Source organism: Rahnella sp. PAMC25617, from assembly GCF_050606005.1.
Lineage (GTDB): Bacteria > Pseudomonadota > Gammaproteobacteria > Enterobacterales > Enterobacteriaceae > Rahnella > Rahnella variigena.
Genome location: NZ_JBOCUM010000006.1, coordinates 438,867 through 462,933, shown reverse-complemented (window position 1 = coordinate 462,933; position 24,067 = coordinate 438,867). Strand labels below are relative to the sequence as shown.

General features: G+C 50.5%; 26 protein-coding genes and 3 tRNA genes. 20 read left to right on the top strand and 9 right to left on the bottom strand.

Annotated elements, in window-relative coordinates:
• Nucleotides 1-140 precede the first annotated feature (140 nt).
• Nucleotides 141-1,811 (top strand): 2-isopropylmalate synthase, encoded by a 1,671-nt coding sequence (leuA, locus tag ACM615_RS08155; RefSeq protein WP_129638451.1) that lies wholly within the window; start codon nucleotides 141-143, stop codon nucleotides 1,809-1,811.
• A 22-nt stretch (nucleotides 1,812-1,833) separates the two neighbouring features.
• Here the strand turns inward: leuA and ACM615_RS08150 are convergent, their stop codons facing one another.
• The 3 genes from ACM615_RS08150 to ACM615_RS08140 form a co-directional block, all read right to left on the bottom strand.
• Nucleotides 1,834-2,595: an AraC family transcriptional regulator gene (locus tag ACM615_RS08150; protein ID WP_112291196.1), complete on the bottom strand. Its 762-nt coding sequence runs from the start codon at nucleotides 2,593-2,595 to the stop codon at nucleotides 1,834-1,836.
• A 3-nt stretch (nucleotides 2,596-2,598) separates the two neighbouring features.
• Nucleotides 2,599-2,772: a hypothetical protein gene (locus ACM615_RS08145; RefSeq protein WP_165353140.1), complete on the bottom strand. Its 174-nt coding sequence runs from the start codon at nucleotides 2,770-2,772 to the stop codon at nucleotides 2,599-2,601.
• A 116-nt stretch (nucleotides 2,773-2,888) separates the two neighbouring features.
• Entirely contained in the window at nucleotides 2,889-3,113 is a 225-nt protein-coding gene (locus ACM615_RS08140) for a DUF2594 family protein (RefSeq protein ID WP_015697982.1), read from the bottom strand.
• 777 nt (nucleotides 3,114-3,890) lie between these two features.
• Between ACM615_RS08140 and uvrY the strand changes: the two genes are divergently transcribed.
• From uvrY to ACM615_RS08110, 6 genes are all read left to right on the top strand, one after another.
• Nucleotides 3,891-4,547: a UvrY/SirA/GacA family response regulator transcription factor gene (gene uvrY, locus ACM615_RS08135; protein WP_013576296.1), complete on the top strand. Its 657-nt coding sequence runs from the start codon at nucleotides 3,891-3,893 to the stop codon at nucleotides 4,545-4,547.
• Nucleotides 4,540-6,375 (top strand): excinuclease ABC subunit UvrC, encoded by a 1,836-nt coding sequence (gene uvrC / locus ACM615_RS08130; RefSeq protein ID WP_113878325.1) that lies wholly within the window; start codon nucleotides 4,540-4,542, stop codon nucleotides 6,373-6,375. Before uvrY ends, uvrC begins: the two co-directional genes overlap by 8 nt.
• A gap of 56 nt (nucleotides 6,376-6,431) precedes the next feature.
• The gene (pgsA, locus tag ACM615_RS08125) at nucleotides 6,432-6,980 is read left to right on the top strand and encodes a CDP-diacylglycerol--glycerol-3-phosphate 3-phosphatidyltransferase (RefSeq protein ID WP_101077248.1); all 549 of its coding nucleotides are present in this window, start codon (nucleotides 6,432-6,434) and stop codon (nucleotides 6,978-6,980) included.
• Between the two features lie 147 nt (nucleotides 6,981-7,127).
• A tRNA-Gly gene (locus ACM615_RS08120) sits at nucleotides 7,128-7,203 on the top strand.
• 58 nt (nucleotides 7,204-7,261) lie between these two features.
• Nucleotides 7,262-7,335, top strand: a tRNA-Cys gene (locus tag ACM615_RS08115).
• Nucleotides 7,336-7,346: 11 nt separating this feature from the next.
• Nucleotides 7,347-7,432 (top strand) — tRNA-Leu (locus ACM615_RS08110).
• A 323-nt stretch (nucleotides 7,433-7,755) separates the two neighbouring features.
• Here ACM615_RS08110 and ACM615_RS08105 read toward each other — a convergent pair.
• On the bottom strand, nucleotides 7,756-8,022 hold the full coding sequence (locus ACM615_RS08105) for a hypothetical protein (RefSeq protein ID WP_112291193.1): 267 nt from the start codon (nucleotides 8,020-8,022) through the stop codon (nucleotides 7,756-7,758).
• A 245-nt stretch (nucleotides 8,023-8,267) separates the two neighbouring features.
• Here ACM615_RS08105 and ACM615_RS08100 point away from each other — a divergent pair, with 245 nt between their 5' ends.
• Nucleotides 8,268-8,927, top strand: a complete 660-nt coding sequence (locus ACM615_RS08100; RefSeq protein WP_129638460.1) for a metallophosphoesterase — start codon at nucleotides 8,268-8,270, stop codon at nucleotides 8,925-8,927.
• An 85-nt stretch (nucleotides 8,928-9,012) separates the two neighbouring features.
• Nucleotides 9,013-9,777 carry a DNA-binding transcriptional repressor DeoR gene (deoR, locus tag ACM615_RS08095; RefSeq protein ID WP_129638461.1) on the top strand — a complete coding sequence of 255 codons (765 nt, stop codon included), beginning with the start codon at nucleotides 9,013-9,015 and terminating at the stop codon, nucleotides 9,775-9,777.
• A 4-nt stretch (nucleotides 9,778-9,781) separates the two neighbouring features.
• Here the strand turns inward: deoR and ACM615_RS08090 are convergent, their stop codons facing one another.
• On the bottom strand, nucleotides 9,782-10,258 hold the full coding sequence (locus ACM615_RS08090) for a GyrI-like domain-containing protein (protein ID WP_129638462.1): 477 nt from the start codon (nucleotides 10,256-10,258) through the stop codon (nucleotides 9,782-9,784).
• A gap of 176 nt (nucleotides 10,259-10,434) precedes the next feature.
• Between ACM615_RS08090 and ACM615_RS08085 the strand changes: the two genes are divergently transcribed.
• The 3 genes from ACM615_RS08085 to ACM615_RS08075 all read left to right on the top strand — a co-directional run bounded on the left by ACM615_RS08085 (nucleotide 10,435) and on the right by ACM615_RS08075 (nucleotide 11,660).
• A complete protein-coding gene (locus ACM615_RS08085) occupies nucleotides 10,435-10,944 on the top strand; it encodes a YlaC family protein (RefSeq protein WP_120160573.1) in 510 nt (169 codons plus the stop codon).
• A 128-nt stretch (nucleotides 10,945-11,072) separates the two neighbouring features.
• On the top strand, nucleotides 11,073-11,348 hold the full coding sequence (locus ACM615_RS08080; protein ID WP_129638463.1) for a hypothetical protein: 276 nt from the start codon (nucleotides 11,073-11,075) through the stop codon (nucleotides 11,346-11,348).
• 51 nt (nucleotides 11,349-11,399) lie between these two features.
• Nucleotides 11,400-11,660, top strand: coding sequence for a hypothetical protein (locus tag ACM615_RS08075; protein ID WP_112291183.1), 261 nt, complete (start codon nucleotides 11,400-11,402; stop codon nucleotides 11,658-11,660).
• 88 nt (nucleotides 11,661-11,748) lie between these two features.
• Here the strand turns inward: ACM615_RS08075 and ACM615_RS08070 are convergent, their stop codons facing one another.
• Nucleotides 11,749-11,961, bottom strand: a complete 213-nt coding sequence (locus ACM615_RS08070) for a YccJ family protein (protein ID WP_095921306.1) — start codon at nucleotides 11,959-11,961, stop codon at nucleotides 11,749-11,751.
• A 211-nt stretch (nucleotides 11,962-12,172) separates the two neighbouring features.
• On the opposite strand from ACM615_RS08070, the gene ACM615_RS08065 reads away from it, so the two are divergent.
• The 3 genes from ACM615_RS08065 to ACM615_RS08055 all read left to right on the top strand — a co-directional run bounded on the left by ACM615_RS08065 (nucleotide 12,173) and on the right by ACM615_RS08055 (nucleotide 13,579).
• Complete coding sequence (locus ACM615_RS08065; RefSeq protein WP_013576285.1) at nucleotides 12,173-12,304, top strand: hypothetical protein; 132 nt, start codon at nucleotides 12,173-12,175, stop codon at nucleotides 12,302-12,304.
• Between the two features lie 251 nt (nucleotides 12,305-12,555).
• Nucleotides 12,556-12,897, top strand: a complete 342-nt coding sequence (locus ACM615_RS08060; protein ID WP_129638464.1) for a DUF2502 domain-containing protein — start codon at nucleotides 12,556-12,558, stop codon at nucleotides 12,895-12,897.
• Nucleotides 12,898-13,318: 421 nt separating this feature from the next.
• Nucleotides 13,319-13,579 (top strand): hypothetical protein, encoded by a 261-nt coding sequence (locus tag ACM615_RS08055; protein WP_120160579.1) that lies wholly within the window; start codon nucleotides 13,319-13,321, stop codon nucleotides 13,577-13,579.
• 106 nt (nucleotides 13,580-13,685) lie between these two features.
• Here the strand turns inward: ACM615_RS08055 and ACM615_RS08050 are convergent, their stop codons facing one another.
• Both ACM615_RS08050 and ACM615_RS08045 read right to left on the bottom strand, forming a co-directional pair.
• Nucleotides 13,686-14,132: a universal stress protein gene (locus ACM615_RS08050; protein ID WP_129638465.1), complete on the bottom strand. Its 447-nt coding sequence runs from the start codon at nucleotides 14,130-14,132 to the stop codon at nucleotides 13,686-13,688.
• Nucleotides 14,133-14,161: 29 nt separating this feature from the next.
• Nucleotides 14,162-14,941 carry an IclR family transcriptional regulator gene (locus tag ACM615_RS08045; RefSeq protein WP_129638466.1) on the bottom strand — a complete coding sequence of 260 codons (780 nt, stop codon included), beginning with the start codon at nucleotides 14,939-14,941 and terminating at the stop codon, nucleotides 14,162-14,164.
• A 257-nt stretch (nucleotides 14,942-15,198) separates the two neighbouring features.
• Between ACM615_RS08045 and ACM615_RS08040 the strand changes: the two genes are divergently transcribed.
• Together ACM615_RS08040 and ACM615_RS08035 are read left to right on the top strand one after the other, a co-directional pair.
• Entirely contained in the window at nucleotides 15,199-16,800 is a 1,602-nt protein-coding gene (locus ACM615_RS08040) for an MFS transporter (RefSeq protein ID WP_129638467.1), read from the top strand.
• A gap of 56 nt (nucleotides 16,801-16,856) precedes the next feature.
• A complete protein-coding gene (locus tag ACM615_RS08035; protein WP_129638468.1) occupies nucleotides 16,857-17,888 on the top strand; it encodes an HlyD family secretion protein in 1,032 nt (343 codons plus the stop codon).
• A gap of 81 nt (nucleotides 17,889-17,969) precedes the next feature.
• Here the strand turns inward: ACM615_RS08035 and mdoC are convergent, their stop codons facing one another.
• Nucleotides 17,970-19,154 carry a glucans biosynthesis protein MdoC gene (mdoC, locus tag ACM615_RS08030; RefSeq protein WP_129638469.1) on the bottom strand — a complete coding sequence of 395 codons (1,185 nt, stop codon included), beginning with the start codon at nucleotides 19,152-19,154 and terminating at the stop codon, nucleotides 17,970-17,972.
• A gap of 344 nt (nucleotides 19,155-19,498) precedes the next feature.
• Here mdoC and ACM615_RS08025 point away from each other — a divergent pair, with 344 nt between their 5' ends.
• The 3 genes from ACM615_RS08025 (at nucleotide 19,499) to ACM615_RS08015 (ending at nucleotide 24,059) form a co-directional block, all read left to right on the top strand.
• On the top strand, nucleotides 19,499-21,034 hold the full coding sequence (locus ACM615_RS08025) for a glucan biosynthesis protein G (RefSeq protein ID WP_112291240.1): 1,536 nt from the start codon (nucleotides 19,499-19,501) through the stop codon (nucleotides 21,032-21,034).
• Complete coding sequence (mdoH, locus tag ACM615_RS08020) at nucleotides 21,027-23,609, top strand: glucans biosynthesis glucosyltransferase MdoH (protein WP_120160590.1); 2,583 nt, start codon at nucleotides 21,027-21,029, stop codon at nucleotides 23,607-23,609. Before ACM615_RS08025 ends, mdoH begins: the two co-directional genes overlap by 8 nt.
• Before the next feature lie 204 nt (nucleotides 23,610-23,813).
• Nucleotides 23,814-24,059: a YceK/YidQ family lipoprotein gene (locus tag ACM615_RS08015; protein WP_129638470.1), complete on the top strand. Its 246-nt coding sequence runs from the start codon at nucleotides 23,814-23,816 to the stop codon at nucleotides 24,057-24,059.
• The last annotated feature ends 8 nt before the right edge of the window (nucleotides 24,060-24,067 follow it).

The following is a 24,067-nucleotide window of genomic DNA, read 5'->3' as shown; positions in this document are numbered from 1 at the left end:
GTGACTTTGATTCATTTATCATTTTCTTTTGTCCGTTTTGCGAGGGTGGCTGTCAGTTAGTCAGGCGCAGGAAGTTATCGTTTGCGTACTATGAATCTACCGGCGCATCGCAGCTGCCTCTAAACCTCAAGGAGAATCGTATGTTAAACGACCCGTCGCAGAAATATCGCCCCTTCCCGCAGGTCAATTTGCCTGACCGGCAGTGGCCGGGAAATGTGCTCAGTGCGGCACCACAGTGGTGCTCAAGTGATTTGCGCGACGGTAATCAGGCGCTTGCGGAACCCATGGATAATGCGCGTAAACGTCAGTTTTTCGATTTGCTGATTAAGTGTGGTTTTAAGCAGATTGAAGTCGCATTCCCGTCGGCATCGCAAACCGATTTTGATTTTGTTCGCGGGCTGATTGAAGACAAGCTGATCCCTGATGACGTGGTGATCCAGGTTCTGACGCCATCGCGTCCTGATCTGATTGCGCGCACCTTTGAAGCTCTGAAAGACGTGCCACGCGCTATCGTGCATTTATACAACGCCACCGCGCCGGTTTTCCGCGAAGTTGTTTTCAATCAGGATCAGGCTGCAACCCGCGAACTGGCCGTGCGCGGCGCGCAGCAGATCCGCCAGCTTTGCGAACAATATTCGCAAACCGACTGGACGTTCGAATATTCACCGGAAACTTTCTGTTTTACTGAACTGGAGTTCGCGCTGGAAGTGTGTGAAGCCGTGGCGGATGTCTGGGAGCCGGGCGCGCAAAGACCGATGATCATTAATTTACCGGCCACTGTGGAAGTCAGTACACCGAATATTTATGCCGATCAGATTGAATGGTTCTGTCGTCATTTCAGCCGCCGCCAGCAGGTTTCCATCAGCGTGCATCCGCACAATGACCGCGGGACCGGCGTGGCGTGTGCCGAACTGGCCATGCTGGCGGGTGCAGATCGCGTGGAAGGGTGTTTGTTCGGAAACGGTGAACGCACGGGGAACGTAGATCTTGTGACGCTGGCGCTGAATCTCTATACACAAGGTGTCGCGCCTGAACTGGATTTCAGTAATTTGCAGGCTATTGTGGAAGCGGTGGAAGAGTGCAATCAGTTGCCGGTGCATCCGCGCCATCCGTATGCGGGGGAGCTGGTCTTTACAGCGTTTTCTGGTTCGCATCAGGACGCTATCAAGAAAGGGTTTACGGCGCAGAAAGCCTCAGATAGCCCGTACTGGCGCGTGCCGTACCTGCCGCTGGATCCTGCGGATGTCGGATGCAGCTACGAAGCGGTCATCCGCGTCAACAGTCAGTCAGGGAAAAGCGGGGCGGCGTGGCTGCTTGAGCAAAACCACGGTCTGAAATTGCCACGTGGCTTGCAGATTGATTTCAGCAAAGCCGTGCAGCGCGAGACCGATACGCATGGCAAAGAAATGAGTACCAGTGATATCTGGCGCCTGTTCCGCCAGCGTTATGGTTTAACTGAACAACCGGCGATCAAACTGCTGGGTTATGACATCCGCAGTGATGAACAAAACGTCTGTCATTTCAGCGCGCGGATCCGTTATCGCAATGAAGATCAGAATATTACCGGCAGCGGCAATGGTCTGCTTTCCGGCGCAGCTGATGCGCTGCGTCGCAGTTTCGACGTGCAACTGGAGATCGGGGATTATCACGAGCATACGCTGGGGCATCAGAGTCACAGCCGTGCGGTAGCCTATCTGAGCTGTCAGGGGCGTCCGGGGGAAACCTGTTACGGCGTGGGGATCGACAGCGATGTTTCCAGCGCGTCTTTGCAGGCGCTGTTTAATGCAGCCAGCGCCATAATGGCTGATTAATGTGGCTGACTGATTTTTCTGGTTAAGCTGTCTGATTAAAGTATTCGCTGGGTGAAACGCCCAGTAAACGGCGGAACATCGCACTAAAGGCACTCGGGCTGTCATAGCCGAGTGCCAGCGCCACATCAATCACTGACACGCCAGCCGCCAGCTGATTCAGTGCTTCGAGTAATTTCGCCTGACGTACCCAGTCACTAAAACGTAATCCTGTTTCACGCTGAAAACGGCGCGAAAGGGTGCGGCTGCTGATCCCCAGCCGTTGTGCGACGTCTTCCAGCTCCCAGGATGAACACAAGTCTGCCCGGATCTGCTGAGTCAGTATCAGAAGCTCCGGCTCCTTCGGCTCCGGAAGATGAAGCGGTAAGCTCGGCAACAGACGTAATTCGTCAAGCAAAAGCTCCATAATGCGTTCGTCGCGACCGCCGGGGAGGTAATCGACCGGAACGGTCAGCGAGGTGAGGATCAGTTCGCGCAGCAAGGGCGAAATTTGAACAACCTGACATTGTGCGGGCAAATCTGCACGGGCCAGAGGCTCAACAAACAGGGTGCGGGCTTTGACGCCACCGATAAAACGCAGGCTGTGCTCGACGTAAGCGGGTAACCAGACGCCGCGTCCGGGTGGCACTATCCAGGTTCCGAGCGTGGTATGCACTTCCACCACGCCGGATAAAGTATGAATCAGTTGTGAACAGCTGTGGCTGTGCGCGGGCTCACTGTCGCCATGTTGGTAATCGATAGCCAGAGGGGCTATCGCCTGGTGAGGAGCAAGGAAGTTGTGCTGCATGGATCAATGATGTTGTTGATTCTTGGCATCTTCAACGGCTTGTTTCGCTTCTTCTGCCGCTTTCTGAATTTCTTCTTCAGTCAGTTGTTCCGAAACTTCCAGCAGTTCTCCCAAGCCGTCACTGACATGGACATCATCGGCTTTGCTTTTGTTTTCTTTATTCTTTTCGTCGCTCATGCTTTTGTTCCCGTTAAATGAATTCAGGACTTAACTATAGCAGAGAGTTAGCGCAGAAAGTGCAGGGTATAAACGGGGAAAGGCAGAGCCTGTCGGGCGACAGACTCCTGAATACATTACTGGCGGTATGCGAACTTAATTTGTTGCAGGGAGTTTTTGAAGACTTCAGCCTGTTGCTCGTCTTCCATCTGCGCAACAAAACGCTCCATGTTCAGCATGACTTTACCCGCATCAGCCTGACCGATGGCTTTGAGGATCAGGGTCAGCGTGGCTTTCAGGCAGGCAACTTCGGTCGCCAGTGTTTCAACGTTAGCTTCAGTCGTAAAATCGCAATTACTCATTATTTATATCTCCTCAGGCTGGCTGCCAGGCAGCACGCCGATTTCTATAGGGCAGAAAAATGGGGCTAAAAATGAACTCACCCGTTCGTGCCGGGTGGAAAGTGGCGGCATTTTAGCATAGTTGGCCGGTTTTAGTGCATCGCCGGTGTCGGCGCTGTCAGCGCGTTAATTGGATATAAACATATAGCGCTTTTGTACATGGAGTAAAGAATACTAAACATTATTGCCGGATGAGAACATTTCATCCCCACGTGCAGATTTATTCATATAATCCCGCAGCAATTCGTGCGATCGCAAATAATCATCGGCCATATCATATATATGTGAATGAGGTTTGCTGGCGGTTAAATAGACAGCACTGTTAACAATGGGGTTTAAGCCTCAAAAGACAGCGGGCATTATTTTTTTGCGGGAAAAAAGACAGGATGGATCCTGCTGTTTTACCCTTGATTAAAAAGCCTTTTTTATAAATTATTAATACAGGTGATGGCATTTCTCATTTACATTCAGCAAAGTAGTTTTTTGCAGACACTCCTTGGTCAGGAAGGCATGTTAGAGTAAAATACGCGGGCTATAATAAATAACTGTGTCTTCCTGATTTAAAAACACTGCCTTGACATGCAGTGGGACGAGTTAGTTGATGCTGGCCTCTAATTGCCACCTTCTCTTCATTTATACGCTGTCTGAGAACAATATTAATGTTCGCCGCGTTGGAATACGTAAGACTGGCCTGAAGACCCTGACGGTGTGTTGCCCTTATTTTTTGGAGAATTCTCTTTGATTAGCGTTCTTCTTGTTGATGACCACGAACTGGTGCGCGCAGGGATCCGACGCATTCTTGAAGATATCAAAGGCATCAAAGTTGTTGGTGAGGCGCAATGCGGTGAAGATGCCGTCAAATGGTGTCGTACCAATGATGTTGATATTGTCCTGATGGATATGAACATGCCAGGTATTGGTGGGCTGGAAGCGACGAAAAAAATCGTCCGTTTCTCCCCGGATATCAAGATCATCATGTTAACGATTTATACTGAAAACCCGTTGCCGGCCAAAGTGATGCAGGCGGGGGCGTCAGGTTATCTGAGCAAAGGTGCTGCACCACAGGAAGTGGTCAATGCGATTCGTCTGGTCGATTCTGGTCAGCGTTATATTGCGTCTGATATTGCACAGCAAATGGCACTGAGCCAGATAGAACCTCAGTCTGAAACACCGTTTGATTCCTTATCTGAGCGTGAATTACAAATCATGCTGATGATTACCAAGGGACAAAAAGTGAATGAAATTTCAGAACAACTGAACTTGAGTCCGAAGACCGTTAACAGTTATCGTTATAGGATGTTTAGTAAATTAAATATCAGCGGCGATGTTGAGTTAACCCATTTGGCTATTCGACACGGTTTGTTCAACACGGAGACTTTATCAGGCAGTGAGTGATGAGCGTTTCGACCCCAAGGCCTTTCTGAAAACGGTCACCAGCCAGCCCGGTGTCTACAGGATGTATGACGCCAGCGGCACCGTAATCTACGTAGGTAAAGCCAAAGACCTTAAAAAACGTCTTTCGAGCTATTTCCGTGTCCAGGTTTCCAGCCGCAAGACCGAAACTCTGGTCAAAAATATTGCGCAAATCGATGTCACCGTTACGCATACGGAAACGGAAGCGCTGCTCCTCGAGCATAACTACATCAAGCTGTATCAGCCACGTTACAACGTCTTGTTACGTGATGATAAGTCTTACCCGCTGATTTTCCTCAGCGCGGATAATCATCCAAGAATTACGGTTCACCGCGGTGCAAAACACGCCAAAGGCGAGTATTTCGGGCCTTTCCCGAACTCTTATGCCGTGCGTGAAACCCTGGCGTTGCTGCAAAAACTTTTCCCGATCCGCCAGTGCGAAAACAGCGTTTACAGCAACCGCTCGCGCCCTTGTCTGCAATATCAGATTGGCCGTTGCCTGGGGCCGTGCGTCAAAGGGCTGGTGAGTGAAGAAGATTATAAAGATCAGGTTGAATACGTTCGCCTGTTCTTGTCCGGTAAAGATCAGCAGGTAGTTACCCAGCTTGTTAACCGCATGGAAGAAGCCAGCAAATCGCTTCGATTCGAAGATGCCGGACGGATAAGAGATCAGATCCAGGCCGTGCGCCGCGTAACCGAACGTCAGTTCGTGTCCGGTAACAGTGAAGATCTGGATGTCATCGGCGTGGCCTTTGAATCCGGTATGGCTTGTCTGCACGTATTGTTTATCCGGCAGGGCAAAGTGCTGGGCAGCCGCAGCTATTATCCGAAAGTGCCGGGCGGTACTGATCTTGGTGAAGTGGTACAAACGTTTGTCGGGCAATTTTATCTGCAGGGCAGCCAGCAGCGGACACTTCCCGGTGAAATCTTGCTGGACTTCAGTCTGGCGGAAAAAGATCTGCTGGCCGACTCGCTTAGCGAGCTGGCCGGGCGCAAAGTGCAAATACAGAGTAAACCGCGCGGCGATCGTGCACGTTATCTGAAACTGGCGCGCACCAATGCTTCAACAGCCCTGACGACCAAGCTGGCGCAGCAGTCGACAATCCATCAGCGGCTGGCGGAGCTGGCAAAAACCCTGCACCTTGCTGAAATTAACCGCATGGAATGCTTCGACATCAGCCATACTATGGGCGAGCAGACGGTCGCATCTTGTGTGGTTTTCGATGGCAATGGTCCGGTGCGTTCTGAATACCGGCGCTATAACATCACCGGTATTACGCCCGGCGATGACTACGCTGCGATGGCGCAGGTGTTGCAGCGCCGCTATGGTAAAGCGCTGGATGATAATAAAATCCCGGATGTCATCTTTATCGATGGCGGTAAAGGGCAGCTTGGCATGGCGCTGGATGTGTTCAATTCACTGAATGTGGAGTGGGATAAATCCAAACCGTTGCTGATTGGTATCGCCAAGGGGGCGGATCGCAAAGCCGGACTGGAAACGCTGTTCTTTGTGCCAGAAGGCGAGGGGATTGCGCTACCGGCAGATTCCCCGGCCCTGCATGTTATTCAGCATATTCGCGATGATTCACACAATCACGCCATTACAGGTCACCGGCAGAGACGCGCTAAAGTCCGCACTACCAGCGCACTGGAAGAAATCGAAGGCGTCGGGCCGAAACGGCGTCAGGTTTTACTGAAATACATGGGAGGCATTCAGCCATTACTGAATGCCAGCGTAGAGGAAATTGCACAGGTACCGGGTATTTCTATCGCATTGGCAGAAAAGATTCATAATGCGTTGAAACACTAAGGGCGTTGTAGCAACATACTCATAATATCCACACCGGACAAACAGTTACCTTCGCTATGCAATTTAATATACCTACGTGCCTTACCCTGTTTCGCGTTGTACTGATACCGTTCTTCGTGCTGGCCTTTTACCTGCCTTATCCATGGGCACCGCTGGCTTGTGCGTTGATCTTCGTTTTTGCCGCCGCGACTGACTGGTTTGATGGTTATCTGGCACGTCGTCTGAAGCAGACAACCCGCTTCGGTGCGTTTCTTGATCCCGTCGCCGACAAAGTGATGGTGGCTATTGCGCTGGTGCTGGTCGCGGAGTATTTCCACTCCTGGTGGATTACGTTACCTGCTGCGACCATGATTGCCCGTGAAATTATCATTTCAGCATTGCGTGAATGGATGGCTGAAATTGGTAAACGCAGCAGTGTGGCGGTATCGTGGATTGGTAAAGTGAAGACCACAGCGCAAATGCTGTCGCTGGTCGCGTTATTATGGCGTCCGGATGCGATTGTTGTGGGCGTGGGGGTCGTGGCGTTGTACATTGCTGCGGTGCTGACTTTCTGGTCAATGTTCCAATATCTCAACGCTGCGCGCCACGATTTGCTGGAACCCTGATCAAACTGACGTAAAAAACGTCAAACGATCGCCAGAAGCGATAATTTTATTGACTCAATCCGTCAGGTCAGTAGAATGCAACGCATCGGAAGGCAGCCAGTCTTATGCCAGAAGATTAGTTAAAAAAATCAGTACGTTCTGATTAAAGCGGGAATAGCTCAGTTGGTAGAGCACGACCTTGCCAAGGTCGGGGTCGCGAGTTCGAGTCTCGTTTCCCGCTCCAAATTTTATTAAACTGGTTCATGAATTGGTTTAAGTGCAAGACAAGTAGTAAGATTTAAGGCGCGTTAACAAAGCGGTTATGTAGCGGATTGCAAATCCGCCTAGTCCGGTTCGACTCCGGAACGCGCCTCCAATTTTCCCGGAGCCCGGGTGGTGGAATCGGTAGACACAAGGGATTTAAAATCCCTCGGCCTTAGGCTGTACGAGTTCAAGTCTCGTCCCGGGTACCATGGGAAAATGCAAAGAATAATCAAAAGCAATATAGTAGTAATGTCGTTATAGCCACCTTCGGGTGGTTTTTTTATGTCTGCAATTCAGGCACTTCCCGCTGCTCCAGTCTGATACAACACATTCTGTTGCCACGAAGCTATTGCCACAATATCGGCGCAATAAAAAAGGCCACCTGCAACAGGGGGCCTTAAGTGTTTCTTCAATAACATCCTTCGCGCAAAGAGCCGCAGTCAGAGTTTTATTTCTGAACAGAATGCTGGTTATCGATAAAAAGAATGAAGAAAATCAGAAATTAAAACAGCCCCGAGGGGCGTTTTTAGGGTCAGAATTCACCCGGTGATTCAGTATTGCTCAGTGCCCTGATAGATAAAGGCAGGTGGTAGTTAGGCTGGCTGGTGAAAAACGCCTGCAGGGCAACGCGTTTCTTACGGTCAATTGAAATCTCTTCCATGGTTTTACGGAAGATACTGTACCGGCCACAAGATGTGCAGGTCACAGTAACAATTTTTGCGGACATATTGACCGACGTCTTATTCGTGCTTTGGCACAACGGACACTCGTCTTGAGCGCTTACAACTGTGGAACTCATAAAACCTCCGGTTTTACTTAGAGCGGGCAGTAGTCTAGCACAAAAAGGCGCCAGTTACTTAACGATAATTTAATTATCAGTGGATTTCAGCGCCAACTCAGTGTAGAGAGCCCACAAACCGCTGATGCCTTGGGAAAAGTGACCGCCGGTTTTCTTCATACTGTTCATTTCACTTCCGTGCTTCTCACTTCACCTTCCTGCGTTACACTTAAAAGATTCACTTCTCCTATGGATCCTTGCTTAATATGACTTCCGCTTTATACCAGCGTATCGATGGTTCGGTTTACAGACATATTTATATCGTCGGGGATTTACACGGCTGCCTGAGCCTGCTTGAAGAGCAGCTGGCGAGAGTAGCTTTCGACCCGCATCGGGATTTATTGCTGTCAGTCGGAGATCTCGCCGACCGTGGGCCTGACAGTGTGGGATGCCTGAGACTGTTGAATGAGTCCTGGTTTTCCTGTGTCCGGGGCAATCATGAACAAATGGCTATTGATGCAGTGAATGAAGAAAATATCCCCCGCTGGCTGCGCAACGGTGGCGACTGGTTTTATGCACTGGAAGGCGACAAACAGGAGGAAGCAAAATCACTTATTCTTCAGGCTGATAAGTTGCCACACGTTCTTGAACTGACCACCCGTGAAGGCAAGCTTATTGTGGTCGCTCACGCGGATTATATTTCCGATGATTATGTTTTCGGCAAGCCTCTGGATGGGTATGAGATTATCTGGAACCGGGATCGCGTTAACTTCGCTCTGGCAGGGCGTTACAAACCCATTTCCGGTGCTGACGAGTTCTATTTCGGCCATACGCCGGTGGAATCCACGATGCAGTTTGCTAATCAGTTTTATATTGATACCGGTGCGGTTTTTGACGGCTATCTGACGCTGCGTCAGTTGCAATAAATTGAGGCATTGCAGAGGTTTGCGGTGAGTGCCGGGCAACGGTATAGTGAGCGGCTGCGAAACGGTAAGGGCGTGAGATAACATCATGGAAAGTAAGCGTGAAGACAGGATCCAGCGTCTGTTACTGGCTTTAAAAAAAACCGACAAAATTCATCTGAAAGAAGCGTCGTTGCTGCTCGATGTTTCCGAAATGACGATTCGCCGTGACCTGAATTCCGCCCCCGCCCCGGTTATTCTGCTGGGCGGTTACATCGTTATGGATCCCAAAAATAGCCCGGCCACGCATTATTTTGTCAGTGAACAGAAAATGCGGCAGATAGAAGAAAAGCGACGACTTGCTTCGCGTGCTGCCAGCCTCATCCAGAATAACGATACTGTATTTTTCGATTGCGGCACGACTATGCCTTATGTGATTGAAAAAATTGCCGAAGACTGTGTATTTACCGCTATTTGCTATTCCCTGAATACGTTTCTGGCGTTGCAGGAAAAACCGCACTGCGAGGTTATTTTGTGCGGAGGGGCGTTCAAATCCAGCAACAGTATCTTCACGCCCATAGGGCGAAGCAGTGAACTGGATTTTATCCGGCCCTCGAAAGCGTTCATTTCCGCAGCTGGCGTGAGCATTGAGCATGGCGTGACGTGTTTCAACTTTGATGAGCTGCTGATGAAACATCAGGCCATTGAACGTTCTGCGCAAAGCATTCTGGTGGCTGACAGCAGCAAGTTCGATCAGGTGCGACCGGCTGCGATCGCACCTCTTGCCCGTTTTAATGTGGTGGTCAGCGATACTGAGCCACCACAGGCTTATATCGATTTTTGCGACCAGTCTGACATCCCGTTGCTGGTTTGATCATCTAACGTATCGGCGGAATTTTCTCTACGGACTGATACAGCACCACTTCCCAAATGCCATTTTTCGAGCCATCACTGAGATAGTGCTCAAAACAGGCCTTACCATCCGGACGGTAATGACTGCTGGTGAGCAGCTGGCTGTAAAACTCACGCCAGGCTTTCTCGAAATTCTCATCTGTTATCGTGGTGTGGTATGCCGCATAAGTGCCACCGGGCAGCGTTTGCAACGTCAACCCTTCGGCATCATCAAGAATAAAGTTATCCGCAACGCACACAGAAGGATCAGCACGCAAAGCTTCCGCAGGCGTTGTATCCGGGTTATCGTGAAACCACGTCAGCCATTCTTTTTGCGGCTGATGGTGCCGTGCAACCCATTTTGTCAGTTGCTGAAAGCCGTGATGGATTGACTCCTTATAAGGGCCAACAACCCGGTAGCTCACCAGCTTTTTCGCCGGTCTTTCTACGATTAGTAATGCCACGATGATCTCCTTTTATCTGACATGCAGAGAGTGGATTCCTTTTGGGATGACGCAAATGCCAAACTATAACAGTTTGCCGTTTAACTCCCGGCAACTGCTCTACGCGCTATAACAGTTGTCATGATAAAATTCACCTATCAGATTGCATTATAGTCGTGACGCAATGAGGAAATGAGATGGACGTAATCAAAAGTGTATTAAACAGTGAAATTGATCGTATCAACCATCAGGAAGGGCGCGACGGGAAACCACGCATTAACGCAGAATTTTTTGTGAATCACCCTTGGTTATGTCTGGCCATGCTGGTGGGGTATATCGCGGTGGGCATCGTGATGTACGTTTCGCCTTACATGGGCATCGGTTGGTTCATCGGGTTCACCGCGTTTCTGGTCTTCATGTCGGCAATGTTACTGCTGGAAATCAAACCGGTTTATCGCTATGAAGATATCGGCGTGCTGGACTTACGCGTCTGCTACAACGGTGAATGGTATTTCAGCCGTGAATTATCTTCGGATGCCGTGCAACAAATTCTCAGTTCCGACAGCGTAAGCGCACGGATCAAAAATCGCATTCAGTCGATCGTCAGCCATAAAGGTTTTGTCGATTTTTATGATGTGTACGATCTGGCTCGTCTCGAACAACAACAGCTGCCGGATCCCACCGGAACAGCACAGTTAGCTCATTAATCCCGCGTGTAAACATGGCCACAGGCCATGACGTTACCCTGCATGCTCTGATAAAATAGCGGCTGGACATCATTTTCGTGAATGAATATGACAAGCGAAAAAGATGTTGAGCCGTGACAGGAGCGACTGTGGAACGTATCAAACTGACTATTCATCATCTGCACAAAATCATTTCGGGCGAGAAACAAGATGCTCAGGCGACCGCACGCATTTATGCCGGGGACGAATTGCTGCTGACTGAAACGATGACCGGGCAGGCGACGCATTTTGATCGCTTCATTAAAGCTGAACGCGATAATGGCAAACCTTTACGCGTTGAATGGGACAGCGACGGCAGCGCTGAAATGTCAGTTTCCCGCGCCGAAGTATGCCCCTGCTGTGGCGGTGACGTCTTACACGGTTGATTTAACCTGGCACTGTCCGCATGTAGAGTAAAAGCCGAACAGAGGTGCATGATGAAATTTATCAACAATGAATTTGAATACCGTAAATGGATTATGGATGAAATATTCCAGGCGAGTGCGGTAGGCGAGACCTCTGAGTTTGCCGATCAGGAAGTGGATGACTTTATCTTTGATGCGCGACCGGTGGCTTATCCGTGTGTGGCTGTCATGATCCAGACGCCGGGAGAGCCGGGCGTCTGTGAGCCGCGCTTCTTTTACAAAGAGCAAATCTTTGAGTGGGCGCATAAAATGGGATTTGGTTTCGACAGCTGAAGGCTGTGGGACACTCATGCGAAAACCCTGAGCGGGACTCAGGGCTTCCTGTTACCGGTATACTCTTACCAGTTTAGGCCTGACGTAATCAGACGTTTTTCCGGTCGATTTTCTCTTCGCCCCAGAAAAGATAGTCGTCCTTGGTTTTAGCGAAGGCGATAGGCAGAACCTCATCGTTTCCTTCTTCCCAAATTTTCTGCGCCAGCTTCTCGTCGTTTTTAGCCAGTTCGAAAATAGCCTCAGCGATTTCGTGAGACGTTTCACGGGTATTTGCCCAGGCTTTGATGTTTGACGTCGTCATCCGGTTCTCCTCGTATTTATCAGCAAAAAGTGTCTCCGTGACACCGTTGTATTCACTATAACTATGGTTTCCGAAAGGTGTTTATGCAAATCCTGCGGGTTTTTGTGGCGTGTCTGTAGCCTTTTATACGCCTTCAGGGCACAAAAAAACCGGCATCTGCCGAGGCGGGTCGTTATACTTAGGCCGATTTCGAACAATTAAGGTGATGAGAATGAGCGACGATATTTTTGATTTTGACATTGATGCTGCACTGGAAACCGCTGAAGTCAAAGCGGCTGAAAAAGCAGCGGAAGTGCCTGAAGCCGTTCAGGACGAAAGTGACTGCGAAGGTTGCAAAATCTGATTTTGTACAACTATGCAGCAAACAAAAAACCGCTTCGGCGGTTTTTTTGTATCTGTCATTTCTTTCTCTTTGCCGATTTTTTGCTGAATATCCTTTACTGACATAGCGTTGCAACCGGTTATCCGCAATGGCATTTTGACGCAAATGTAAGGGTAGCGTTAAGGCATTTTTTTTGGGATAAATTCCTATAGAACAGGAAGATAGCTGGCGGTACTTTGTCACCACCTGATAAGCAGGTCGTGAGGTTCACAATGAAAAAATTGATTTTAGTTCTCGCCGTTTTGCTAACTTTGCCAGCTATCGTACAGGCAGACGTCGAGCTCGGAGTTAATATGCCTGGCCTGTCACTGCACATCGGTGATCGCGACAACCGCGGGTACTATTGGGATGGGGGTGACTGGCGTCCGCCAGGCTGGTGGGATCATCATTATCGTGATGAAGGGCGTGGTCACTGGGTGTATTACGAGCCAGCTCCGCCACCACCGCCGCATTACTGGCATCACGAGCACTGGCATGAAGGCCCGCCACCAGGCTACTGGCGCGATGGACCTCCGGGACACTGGCGCGAAGGTCCGCCTCCGGGACGCTGGTAACAGTTTAAGATAGTCAGGGTAAACACAGTTAAACAGATTTAGGGAACAGGGTTGGCAGTGGCGATGCGAAGGCATCCCCAATGTCAGTTCTGTTCCTCTCAGTTCTTCTCTCAGTTCTCCTCTCTTTATTGAAATGCTTCTTCTGAATTAATCACGTCATTAATAATAAAATTTAATCTATTTGTTCAAATTATATTTAATTCAAACATTTGCCATCTAATAACTAAATGTTCATAAAATGAATTTTTCAGAGTAATTGCTGCTTGCTAAAGGCCATTGATATGTTAATTTCTTGTTATATGAAATCAGCAATGGATGGCTCGAACGCGACGCGTGCCTGATGTCATAGTTGCACTTGATAACTGCACTTTAGGGAGAATTTTTTCAGGTACGCAATAGGTCTTTTACCGAGATTATCCCTATGCAATTTATTAAAAATGATTATGAGTACCGGGTCTGGATGCTGAATGCCTATTTTTATCAAGATGATATGGAGGGGGATAAACTGCTGACCGATGAGGAAATGGATGATTTTCTCTTTGAATACCGGCCACAGGAATATCCATGTTTAGGCTCAGTAACGCCGTCGAAAGAAAGCTCGCTGGAACTGGATATCACTTTCTTTTATCGGGATCATATCAGTGAATGGGCAAAATCGATGGGGCTGATAAATACCAAGTAATACTTTTGCTAAACACTTATTTTCTTTATGAATAATGAAAAGCGCCGTCAGGCGCTTTTTGCTTTTATAACGATGAGTTAATCACTACAAGTTTATAACTACAGGCTTAATTGCCCCGGACTTCAACCAGCACCGGGCAGGGCGAATCTTCAATCACGTCGGCGCTGACCGAGCCTTTCATCATGCGACCAAAAGCGGAAAGCTGGCGGTGGCCGATAACAATCACGGAAGCATTGATCCTTGCGGCTTCCGCCACCAGCGCTTCACCCGCAGGCCCGACAATCAGATTACCTTTGGCACGGATACCCGCCTGCTTTAGTGTTGCCATGGCCTGACCGACGACAGCCCGGGCAGTGTTTTGCTCTGCTTCTGCCGGCGGATAATCAACAATTTCACCCGGTTCATCTCCGTTATCTTCCAGAGCATAAGATTCATCAATACAACAGGTAACATAAACGGTCGAAGGCTGACCTTTAGCCAGCTGACAGGCAAGATTTGTGACAAAAGGCGACTGCTTTGATCCGTCCACCGCCAACAAAATGACATCAAACACGGGAACTCCTTTATTCATTTTTAGGGCTGTTATTTGTTCTCACTCAGCTTGCCGATTTCACCAATCAGGGCGGTTTTGCACTCCAGCAACGCTTCGCGGATTTGTGCTTCTTTGGCTGCGCGTCGGGCCGTCGGGAAAAGTACGGAGACGGAATACCTCCCCAGAATAGTATCTATTGCTACGGCAAGGGTGGTGACGCCGCTGACCGTTTCGCCTTCTTCCATCGCGATTCCGCTTTCACGCACAGCGGCAACTCTTTCCAGCAGGGAATCAAATGTGCGTACAGTATTTTCGGTTGCCGGTTCCAGAACCTCGCCCACCAGAATGCGGATTTCTTCATCCGTTTTCAGCGACAGCAGGGCGCGGCCGCCGGACGTGCTGTATATCGGCAGATTCAAACCGACCCGGGGAACCACGCGTAATTCCCGCTCGGCCACGATGCTGTGAATATTGGCAATCTGGCGGCCACTCGCACGCCCCAGTGAAACAGTTTCCTGCGTGATATCGCAAAGCTGACGCAGGAAAGGGGAGGCGATGGCAATCACATCAGTATGCACGGTGGAAACCAGTTTCAGCAGTGTCGGGCCTAAACGCACGCCGCCGCTGCCTTCTGAGCGCACTAAGCCTTCTTCGGCCAGCGCCGCGACGATGCGCTGCACGGTCGAACGGGGCAGGTCTACCTCATTGGCAATTGCGCCAAGACTCATGCCCTGCGGGTGTTTTCCCAGTGCATTGAGAATGGTCGCTGCGCGCGAGATAACCTGGATCCCACTGCTGCGTTCTTCGTCTGCCGGAATGTCCTGAGCCATCATTTCTCCTTTTCCCCCACCGGTGATCCCAATCTGGATCCTGAGCGGTCAATGTAATGGCTCGCCGGGTTAAAAACAATTTTTAATCACATTGCAATACAGTGCACCGTATTATAGTATTTCTGCTTGTATCGCAATGTGGTGCATTGCATCGAAATGTATGTGATCCATCCGATGTTTGAAGCTCACAGGATACAAACCTGCCTTTTCCTCTCACCGCACTTATAAAGCGGTGAAGTTAACGAGTTGATGAATTTATGAATCAGTCAGTCACGGCGGCACCTGCCGCCACGATGCCTGTTCCGCAGCCTTTCACCCTGAGACTGGTGATCGGGCTAATCGGCGTATTAATCGCCTCGCTCTGTTCAGGTCTTAACGACCGTGTCACTGATATCGCGCTCGCGGATGTGCGTGGTGCATTGAGTATCAGTTCTGATCAGGGTTCCTGGCTGATCGGTGCCTATCAGGCCGCGGAAGTGTCAGCCATGATGCTGGCACCGTGGTTTGCTATGACGTTTTCACTGCGTCGTTTTACTCTGTTCGTCACGACGGGCTTTCTGGTTCTGGCCGCGGTTCTGCCTTATTCCCCCAATTTGCCCGTGTTTATCGCAATGCGTGCTGTGCAGGGGATTTTTGGCGGTGCGTTGCCGCCGTTGCTGATGACTGCGGCACTGCGTTTTATGCCACCGCACCTCAAGTTATACGGGCTGAGTGCCTATGCGCTGACGGCAACATTCGGACCCAATATGGCCACGTCACTGGCGGCAATCTGGACGGATTACGTTGGCTGGGAATGGGTATTCTGGCAGGTGATCCCGCCGTGTCTTCTGGCCTTCGCCATGGTTGCTTACGGTCTGCCACAGGATCCGTTGCGGCTTGAGCGGTTTAAACAGATGGACACTGTCGGAATGCTGACCGGGCCCGCCGGAATTACTTTGTTAGTGCTGGCGTTGCAGCAGGGCGAACGGCTGGACTGGTTCAACTCTCCTCTTATCACGCTGATGTTTTTTGGCGCACTCGGCTTGCTGACACTTTTCCTGGTGAACGAATGGCACCATCCGTTGCCTCTTTTCAAATTACAGATGTTGCGTCGGCATAATCTGGCGCATGGCCTGATCACGCTCTTCGCGCTGATGTTTCTCTTCTTATCCGGCTCGGCATTGCCTGCCAGCTATATGGAGCAAGCTGGCGGATTTCGCGCGGTACAGGTCGGGCCGCTGGCGCTGACCATAGGTGTACCGCAGTTATTGCTCGCACCGCTGGTGGCCTTCGTGCTGACCATGCGCTGGATAGACAGCCGCTGGGTGCTGGCCTGCGGGTTGGGGCTGGTGGGTTTGTCCTGTTTTCTGGGAACGCAGATCACCGGTGTCTGGTCGCGCGAAAACTTTTATCTGATCCAGATAATGCAGGCTTTCGGACAACCGATGGCGGTGCTGCCAATTCTGATGAGCGCCACCAGCGTGGTTCAGCCTCAGGAAGGGCCTTTTGCTTCAGCGATGTTCAACACTACCCGCGGGCTGGGCAGTGTCATGGGCGGTTCCCTTGTGGCCGTTTTTGTCAGCCATCGTGAACAATTCCATTCCAACATTTTACTTAATCATGCCGGCAGTGTGAGTTATCTGCTGTCCCAGCCTTATGCCGGCGACAGCACTTTCCTTGCGCCGCTGAACAGCACGGGTGCAGCGATTTCGACAGAAATCCTTGCTCAGTTTTCCAAAGGTGTGAAACGACAGGCGCTGGTGATGGGGATATCCGACACCTATATGGTCATCATCGGGCTGGCACTGTTCCTGGTTTTGCTGGTCGCCGTTTTGCCGAAAAGGACTTATCCCCCTCAGTCGCTGGTTAAGCGTCCCTGAATGCAGCATCACCTGACTATTTGAATTCACTATAAAAAAAACGAGAGATAAGAATCATGACGAAAACCTCATCCGTCCGCCTGAGCTGGCTGATTGCCGCTGTGGTGGTGATCATCCTGACGGTAGTCGCTTTCTGGATCCTCAGCGGCAACTCACGGCCTGTTACCGATGATGCCTTTGTATCTGCTGATTCCACGCTGGTCGCACCGCGGATTTCTGGCACTATCGCCGAGGTTTATGTGCAGGATAACCAGAACGTGAAAGCGGGGGATGTGCTGGCAAAAATAGACGACCGGGATTACCGCAACGCTGTGCAGACTGCGGAAGCTAATCTGGAAACAGCCAATGCGCAGATGCTAAGCCTGACCGCACAACTGGCTAAGCAGCAACAAACTATTTTGCAGGCGCAGGCACTGGTGAATTCGGATGCCGCAAGCATTGCCTATGCGCGCCAGAGTGCGGACCGCTATAAAAGACTGCTGCAAAACGGCTCTGGCACCGCCGATGCACGTGACGAATCCGATGCCAATTTACGTGCCAAACTGGCGTCGCAGCAAAGTGATATAGCTGCGGCACTGGGCGCTGAAAAGCAGGTGGATGTCCTGAAGGCACAACAGGCGCAGGCAAAAGCCGGAATCGATTCAGCGGCGACTGCGCTGGCGCAGGCTAAACTGAACCTTTCTTATACTGAAATTACTGCGCCGGTTGACGGCGTGGTCGGCCAGCGCTCGGTGCGTATTGGCGGATATGTCAGCGCGGGCACACGCGTTCTGGCGATTGTGCCGCTGAAGGACGCCTATATAGTGGCGAACTATCTGGAGACTCAACTGGGTGATGTGCAGACGCAGCAGCCGGTAGAAATTAAAGTCGATGCGCTGCCGGGCGTGGTGCTGAAAGGCAAAGTGGACAGCATCTCTCCTGCAACCGGCGTGACGTTTTCGCCGATTTCACCTGATAACGCGACAGGAAATTACACTAAAGTGGTGCAACGGCTGGCAGTGAAAATTGTGCTGGATGCGCATCAGCCTGATGCCAGTCGTCTGAAAGTGGGGATGTCGGTGATCCCGTCGATTCAGACAGCGCGCTGATAAAGCGCCGGCTCAGCAATTAAAAAGGCGGCTCTGCATCAGCAGGGCCGCCTTTTCTTTATGTCCGCTTCGCAAAAGGGATCAGGATGCCTGATTTTGAGGAGGCGTTGGCTCAGATGCGTTTTTCTTTGCCGGGTGCTGCGGTTTACCTGAGAACAGGAAACGCAGGATCGGGATGCGTTTATGAACCTCATAAAGGAAGAACGCGATACCAAACACAAACACCAGTCCCAGTAAGAAGCCAAGCCAGTCACTGTGGATTTTCGGCGTAATAAATGCACCGTAAATAAGCGTTAACGGGTGGTGGATCAGATAGATAAACAGTGATGAATTCACCAGATAGGTTATCCACGGCGCCTGGAAATTCAGCAGGTAATGGCTGAACGAGAACACCACGTTAACCATCAGGATGCCCAGCAGGGTAGTGATGATGGCATCAATTTCCATCGAATACAGCTGCGGGGTATTTACATGCTGATTGAACATGTATGCCACGAACAGGAAGATGCTGACCACGCCCGCCGTTGCCGAAGGTTTCAGGAACAACTCTTTCAGCCAGGAGAATTTATAAGCAAACGCACCGATGATGAAAAATGGCAGATAAAACAACGTCTGCATAACGATGAAATTAAAAGCACCGTTTGAAAGTAGCTCAGGCGCAAAAAGATACAAGCTTCTGTTAAATACCGCGTAAATTAATCCGATGAACAAAAATATAATTGAGAGTTTTCCTAAGCTGTTTGTCCGGCTTTTTATAATTTGAATACGACTACTCTTAATTTCTTTAATGAATTTGAACAGGTAAAAACAAATACTGGTAAGAATAACTAAAGTTAACAGGAACCATAAATGTGAGACCAGTTCCCAGACGGTGGCATTAATTTTCTGATAAAAACCCATGCTGTCCCAGCCGGAGAATTTATCAGTAAATTTCATCAGGAAATACAACTGCGGAATAGTGATGAGCGGGAAGGCCGCCGCCAGCGGGATGGCGACGCGCTCCAGACGTACCTTCAGCCATTGCTGGGGATTGTAGCGCTCATAGAGCATATAAGAAAAATACCCTGAGATAACAAAGAATACCTGCATCCGGAAGGCGTGAATGACATCATTGAATATTGTCAGGCCGTGAGAGGGTATTGCACTGTTTACCGCCCAGATATGACTGGAGTAAATCAATGATATATGGAAAGGAATACCCAGCAGCATCAAATATGCGCGGATGGAGTCTAAGAAGAACTCACGTTGTGGTTTTTGTTCTTTCATTACGTATCCGTGGTAGAGAGCTCATCCTAATTTTAGAGCGTGATTTGTCTTTAGGCCTAATTTTACCGGTAAGCAAAAATGACCCTCGTTGACATTAGTTTAGTTTCTAACCTTAAAACATGCTTTGTTATAGGACAAGTTATAGGACAAGTTTCCATAGCCGGAGTTTCAACGAATTGATATCCTTGTATCCTGTCGCGCTTAAACGGTTCATCAATGGCTGAACCATCGACTGCTCAAGTTGTCGGAAACCTGACACTTCCCTTAAAATAGTTACAGTTAACGAGTTAAGCGCGCGTAAAGGAGACAAGGTGTCGGATAAAAATTTTTCCATAGGGTCACGTATGATCAAAGTCCGTTTGCTAAGTGCCGCAGTGTTGATGACCATGTTCACCTCATCTGCCTGGGCTTTTTCTATAGATGATGTTGCCAAACAAGCGAAGGCATTAGCCGATAAAGGTTACGAAGCGCCGAAAAGCAATCTTCCGTCTCAGTTCCGCGATCTCAAATTCGCAGATTACCAACAAATTCAATTCAATCATGATAAAGCGTACTGGAAAAACCTGAATACGCCGTTCAAGCTTGAGTTTTATCATCAGGGTATGTACTTCGATACGCCGGTTAAAATTAACGAAGTGACGGCGAACTCAGTTAAAGAAATCAAATACAGCCCGGACTACTTCAACTTTGGCAACGTCAAACATGACGCTGACTCAGTGAAAAACCTCGGCTTTGCCGGCTTTAAAGTGCTTTACCCGATCAATAAAGCCGACAAAGATGATGAAATTATGAGTGTGCTGGGTGCCAGCTACTTCCGCGTCATCGGTAAAGGTCAGGTTTATGGCTTATCCGCGCGTGGTCTGGCAATCGACACGGCACTGGCTTCCGGCGAAGAATTCCCGCGTTTCCGTGAATTCTGGATCGAGCGTCCAAATCCGGATGAAAAACATTTAGTCATTTATGCGTTGCTGGATTCTCCACGTGCAACTGGTGCTTATCGTCTGGACGTTTATCCAGGCAAAGAAGCGACGGTGGATGTGCAGTCTCAGGTTTATCTGCGCGACAAAGTGGGCAAGCTGGGTGTGGCACCATTAACCAGTATGTTCCTGTTTGGCGCAAATCAGCCTTCACCGGTACTGAACTACCGTCCGGCGCTGCATGATTCCAACGGTCTGTCGATTCACGCCGGTAACGGTGAATGGATCTGGCGTCCGCTGAACAATCCGAAACACCTTGCGGTCAGCCAGTTCTCAATGGAAAACCCGAAAGGCTTCGGTCTGCTGCAACGTGGTCGCAGCTTCTCCAACTTCGAAGATTTGGACGATCGTTACGACTTGCGTCCGAGCGGTTGGGTTGAGACCAAAGGCGACTGGGGCAAAGGTAAAGTTGAGCTGGTCGAAATTCCGACGGCTGATGAAACCAATGACAACATCGTTGCGTTCTGGACGCCGGAGCAATTGCCTGATGCTGGCAAACCGCTGAGTCTGAACTATCGTCTACACTTCACCCGTGAAGAAGAGAAGTTACATTCTCCTGATCTGGCGTGGGTTGAACGGACAATGCGTTCTACGGGTGATGTGAAACAGTCGAACCTGATCCGTGAGCCAGATGGCAGTGTTGCTTTCCTGATTGATTTCGTCGGTCCGAATCTGAAAGCACTGAAGAGCGATACGCCGGTGGCGTCTCAGGTCAGCGTTGGTGACAACGGTGATCTGGTTGAAAACTCCGTCCGCTATAATCCTGTCACTAAAGGCTGGCGTCTGACGCTGCGCCTTAAAGTGAAGGATCCGAAGAAAGCGATCGAAATGCGCGCTTCTCTGGCCAATGGCGACAAAACTCTGAGTGAAACCTGGAGCTATCAGCTGCCTGCAAATGAATAAGTCAACGCACTCTACTCAAGATTATGTAGAAGCTTTGCCGCTTACTGATGAACAGAAAGCGGCGCTCACTCAGCAGCTTCCCGTTGCTGAAGAGCAGGCTTTTGCAACCGTCCATCACCGCTTAGGCGGTGATGTGTCGGCCATCGTTGATGCTGCGGATCCTGATGCCCCTTTGGTGTCAGTCAAAGCACGTGTCAGCGCAAGCTGGCCAGATGCCCGGGAGAAGGGCACTCTGGACGAAGTCGATAACGAAGGCCGTACCATCGCCCGCGCGATGCCGCCGGTTAAACGTTCCAGCATGTTCCCTGATGTCTGGCGCACCAACCCGGTCGGTCGTTTCTGGGATAACCTGATGGGGCGCAGTGCGGCTTCCCGCCATCGTGCCTCAGAAATGCCTGAGTCGGAAAAGCGCTGGCGTCATGCCGGTTCTGTTCGTCGTTATATCCTGCTTATCCTGATGCTGGTTCAAACGGCGATCGCTACCTGGTACATGAAAACTATCCTGCCTTATCAGGGCTGGGCGCTCATCGACCCAAGCGATATGCTGAATCAGGACTGGCAACAGTCGGTTCTGCAATTGCTGCCTTATGTCTTACAGACCGGGATTCTGGTGCTGTTTGCGATTCTGTTCTGCTGGGTTTCGGCCGGTTTCTGGACCGCACTGATGGGCTTTTTGCAATTGCTCATTGGTCGTGACAAATACAGCATTACGGCATCGACTAAAGGCAATGAGCCGCTGAATCCGAACAACCGTACTGCGCTAATCATGCCTATTTGTAACGAAGACGTGGAGCGCGTTTTCGCGGGTCTTCGTGCAACGTATGAATCAGTCAAAGCCACGGGTGACCTGGATCAGTTCGATATTTACGTGCTCAGCGACAGTTACGATCCGGATATCTGCGTAGCGGAACAAAAAGCCTGGATGGAAGTGTGCCGTGACGTCGAAGGTCACGGGCGTATTTTCTATCGCCGTCGCCGCCGTCGTGTGAAACGTAAAAGCGGAAACATTGATGACTGGTGCCGTCGCTGGGGCGGGGAATATGCCTACATGGTTATTCTCGATGCCGACAGCGTCATGAGCGGTGAATGCCTGACCGGCCTGGCCCGTCTGATGGATGCTAACCCGAACGCCGGTATTATTCAGTCTGCGCCAAAAGCGTCAGGTATGGATACGCTGTATGCGCGTTGCCAGCAGTTTGCGACCCGCGTTTACGGCCCGCTGTTCACCGCCGGTCTGCACTTCTGGCAGCTGGGCGAATCTCACTACTGGGGCCACAACGCGATTATCCGCGTGAAGCCGTTCATCGAACACTGTGCGCTGGCGCCATTGCCAGGCGAAGGTTCATTTGCCGGTTCCATCATGTCTCATGACTTTGTGGAAGCCGCGCTGATGCGCCGTGCAGGCTGGGGCGTGTGGATTGCCTATGATTTGCCGGGCAGTTACGAAGAGTTACCACCAAACCTGCTGGATGAGCTGAAACGCGACCGCCGCTGGTGTCACGGTAACCTGATGAACTTCCGTCTTTTCCTGGTTAAGGGGATGCACCCGGTTCACCGTGCGGTATTCCTGACGGGCGTGATGTCTTATCTTTCTGCTCCGTTGTGGTTTACTTTCCTCGCGTTGTCTACCGCATTGCAGGTCGTTCATACGCTGATGGAACCGCAATACTTCCTGCAACCACGTCAGTTGTTCCCGGTGTGGCCGCAGTGGCGTCCTGAACTGGCGATAGCCCTGTTCTCGACCACCATGGTCTTGCTGTTCCTGCCGAAGCTGCTGAGTATTGTGCTGATCTGGGCAAAGGGCGCGAAAGAGTTTGGCGGTGCATTCCGTCTGCTGGTTTCGATGTTCCTCGAGATGTTGTTCTCGGTACTGCTTGCGCCGGTACGTATGCTGTTCCACACCGTTTTCGTGGTCAGCGCGTTCCTTGGCTGGGAAGTGGTCTGGAACTCACCGCAGCGTGATGATGATGACACGCCATGGGGCGAAGCCTTCAAGCGTCATGGATCTCAGCTGTTACTGGGTGCTGTCTGGGCTGCCGGTATGGCATGGCTGGACTTGCGTTTCCTGTGGTGGCTGGCGCCAATCGTCTTCTCTCTGATCTTGTCGCCGATTGTTTCGGTGTTGTCGAGCCGTGCAACGCTCGGGATTAAGAGTAAACGAGCCAAACTGTTCCTGATCCCGGAAGAGTACAATCCTCCGCGTGAACTGGTGGCGACTGAAGAATACCTGACGCTGAACCGCGAACGTAAGCTGCAGAATGGCTTCATGCACGCGGTATTTGATCCGGGCTTCAACGCACTGGCAACGGCGATGGCAACGTCCCGCCACCTGCTGCGCGATGCCGTTGAAAACGGTCGTCGTGCTCATCTGGAACATGCGCTGAAAACTGGTCCGAAGGATCTGGGTAAAGCGGATCGTCTGATTCTGCTGAGTGATCCGGTGCTGATGGCACGTTTACACTCTGCGGTGTGGACGCAACCGGATCAGCAGGCATGGGGTGCATACTACAACCAGCTGCCTCGTAACGTACAGGCGTTCCCTGTTACGCAGACGCTGGAAGTAAAACCCGCCTGACTGACAGTGCAGGGCTAAAAACGGGCAGTATGTGCAAACATACTGCCCGTTTTCTTTATGCGTGAAGACAGGTAATCTTTAGCGGATTACAGTGTAAATTTTACCTCCCCTTAACATTGAAAGTGTCACGCGCGTGCTAAGCTCAGAGCGCAATTTTGCGCTAAAAAGCGTGCTTCTTTTGATTTGATTCGACAGGTTGTGTGAGTGATTAAACGGGTTGTTTTACGTGGATGTGTGCTGGCGTTACTGACCACTCTGCTTGCCGGATGTGGCAGTATTATCAGCCGTACCGTTCCGGGGCAGGGACATGGCAATCAGTATTATCCCGGCATGCAGTGGGATTTGCGTGACAGCCCGTGGCGTTACGTCACCGTCATTGACGTCCCTTTATCAATGATTGTCGACACTTTTATGTTGCCGATTGATGCCCGCCACGGGCCTTATGAATGAGTCTTAAT